The organism is Methylopila musalis, assembly GCF_042679725.1.
Taxonomy (GTDB): Bacteria; Pseudomonadota; Alphaproteobacteria; order Rhizobiales; family Methylopilaceae; genus Methylopila; species Methylopila musalis.
Genome location: NZ_JBHTMX010000275.1, coordinates 1 through 2,822 on the forward strand (window position 1 = coordinate 1; position 2,822 = coordinate 2,822).

Genomic DNA, 2,822 nt, shown 5'->3' on the forward strand with positions numbered 1-2,822 from the left:
GCCGGCCGAGACAAGCGCCACGCGCGGCACCTCGATCTCCGCGCCGGCCTCGGGCGTCACCCGGCGGGCGGAGCCGCCGGTCGCGGCGGCGAGCCGGTCGAGCCTGCCGGCGGTGCTCGTCACCTCGGTGAACTCGCGCGGGTTCGGCGGCCCCACATTGACGAGCGCGGTCAGCGTCCTGTCGGTGGCCCGGTGCAGCCCGAGCTCCGGGGTCTCGAAGGTCCCCCGCCACAGGCCGGGCTCGGCCTCCGTCAGCGCCACCTCGCGGGTCTCCCCGCTCGGCAGCGTCACGGTCACGGGCTGGGCCTCGTCCTTCAGGGTCTGGCGCTCGAAGGTGACGACGCGGCCGTTCGCCCTGGCGCGCAGCGCCTCCTCGTCCAGATCCGGCTCCTTCATCAGCCAGTGCGACAGGCGGCGCAGCAGGTCCACATGCGGGCCGCCGCCGTCGAAGCCGCGCGCCCACAGCCAGGCATGGTCGGACAGCATCAGCGCGACCCGGCCCTGGTTCTCGCGCGCCAGCACCAGCAGCGGCCGTTCATCCGGGCCGCGCAGCACCGCCTCGCCTTCGCGCACGCGGCTGTCCACCATGCGGAACCACGGCGCCCAGCTCGGCGGGGTGGTCTGCGAGCCCGGCAGGCCGCGCGTCACGGGGTGCTTGCGTCCGACGTCCGACAGCTCCGGCTTGAACGCCCGCTCCAGCACGCCGCCGATGGGCTCGGCGGGCAGCACCTGCGCCAGTGGCGTCTCGTAGAGCGTGCCCGGCTGGGCGTAGTCCGGCCCCGAGGCCACCAGCACGGCGCCGCCGTCCCGCACGTAGCGGGCGATGTTCTCGAAATAGATCATCGGCAGGATGCCCTGCCGCGCGTAGCGATCGAAGATGATGAGGTCGAACTCGTCGATCTTCTCGATGAACAGCTCGCGGGTCGGAAACGCGATCAGCGACAGCTCGTTGATCGGCGTGCCGTCCTGCTTGTCCGGCGGGCGCAGGATGGTGAAATGCACCAGATCGACGCTGGCGTCGGCCTTCAGCAGGTTGCGCCAGGTGCGCTCGCCCGCGTGGGGCTCGCCCGAGACCAGCAGCACGCGCAGCTTCTCGCGCACGCCGTCGATGGGCAGCACCGCGCGGTTGTTCACGTCGGTGATTTCGCCGGGCGCGGTCTCAGCCTCGATCTCGATGTAGTTCACGCCCGCATGGGCGATCGGGGCGTCGAAGCTCGTCACCGCGCCGGGGGTGGCGTCGAAACGGTCGATCTCCTCGCCGTCGCGGCGGACGATGATCGGCACGGGCGCGCCGCCTCCGGGGCCGGTCTCCTCCAGCCGGAAGGCCACGCGCTGGGTCTGGCCCACGATGCCGAACCGGGGCGCGAGCGTCAGCGCGACCCGGCGGTCGCGCTCGTCCGGGCGGCCGGTGATCAGGGCGTGCAGGGGGGCCGCGAAGCCCAGATCGCGGGCGTCCGGGGGCACGTCGTGCACCACGCCGTCGGTGACGAGCAGAGCGCCGGCCACCCGCTCCGGCGGCACGTCCGCCAATGCGTCGCGCAGCGCCTTGAACAGTTCGGTGCCGTCCGAGGCCGCGCCGTCCTGCCCGGCCTCGATCCAGCGCACCTCCGTGTTCCTCAAGCCCTGCAGCCGCGCTTCGAGCTGGCGGCGCACGGCGTCGGTCTGGTCCTTGCGGCCGTCCAGCGTCTGGCTGCCGGAGCGGTCCACCACCACCGGCAGCACGTTGGTCAGCGTCTCCCGGTCCTCGCGGGTGAAGGACGGATTGGCGAGCGCCAGCAGCAGGCAGGCGAGGGCGCCGGCCCGGAGCCACGCGCCGCGCGCGCGGGCGAACACGCCGAGCGCCGCCACCACGGCGCCGGCGACCGCGAACGCCAGCAGCGCGGGCAGCGGGATAAGCGGCGCGAACACGACGTCGAGGCTCATGCGCGGGCCTCATGCGAGCGTGCGGGCGTCCGCACGCGGGAGAGGCGGAGGGCGGCGCCCGGGGAGGCGTGGTCGGAGCGGGGCGCCGTCATTGCCCGAGCCTTTCCAGCAGCGCGGGCACATGCACCTGATCCGCCTTGTAGTTGCCGGTGAGGGTGTACATCACGATGTTCACGCCGACCCGGTAGGCCATCTCGCGCTGGCGTTCGTCGGTGGAGGTGGGCAGCAGCGGGCGGCCGTCCGCGCCGACCGCCCAGGCGCCGGCGAAATCCGCGCCGGTGATGAGCACCGGCGAGACGCCGTCGCCGGCCCGCGCCGGACGGTCGGCGGCCTCGGTCTCGTCCTCCGCCGCCAGCGCCTCGACCCAGAGCGGGCTGCCGTCGTAGCGGCCGGGAAACGCGTCGAGCAGATAGAACGCCTTGGTCAGAACGTGGTCGCGGGGGGCGGGCTCCAGCGCGGGAATGTCGAGCCCCTCCAGCAGCCGCTTCAGCGCCGCGCTCTCGGCGCCGCCGCCTTCGCCGCTCACCGCGTCGCGGGTGTCGAACAGGATGGCGCCGCCCTGTTTCATGTAGGCGTCGACGCGGGCGCGGGTGGCGGCGTCGAGCGGGGCGGCGTCCTGAGTCACCGGCCAGTAGAGCAGCGGAAAGAAGGCGAGCTCGTCCTTGGACGGATCGACCGCGATCGGCCCGCCGGGCGACAGCGCGGTGCGGAAGGAAAGCGCCTGCGTCAGGCCCTCGAGCCCCGCCTTCGCCAGCCGGTCCACCTCGAAATCGCCGCTGGAGACGTAGGCGAGCCGGGTCGCGAGCGTCGCCTCCAGCGCGAAGCGCTCGTCATGGGCGGGCCTGTCTGTCGCCTGCGCCCGGGCGTCCGGCGCGGGCGCCGCCAGCGCGAGGCCGGCC

At 73.8% G+C, this 2,822-nt stretch carries 2 protein-coding genes; both read right to left on the reverse strand.

Going from position 1 to position 2,822, the window contains the following annotated elements; translation table 11 throughout:
- Window positions 1-1,923, reverse strand: a 1,923-nt coding sequence (locus ACFQ4O_RS16535) for a hypothetical protein (protein ID WP_378777310.1), incomplete at its 3' end; no start/stop codon positions are given.
- Window positions 1,924-2,011: 88 nt separating this feature from the next.
- Window positions 2,012-2,822: DUF4159 domain-containing protein (locus ACFQ4O_RS16540; protein ID WP_378777312.1), on the reverse strand; the 811-nt coding region annotated here is incomplete at its 5' end.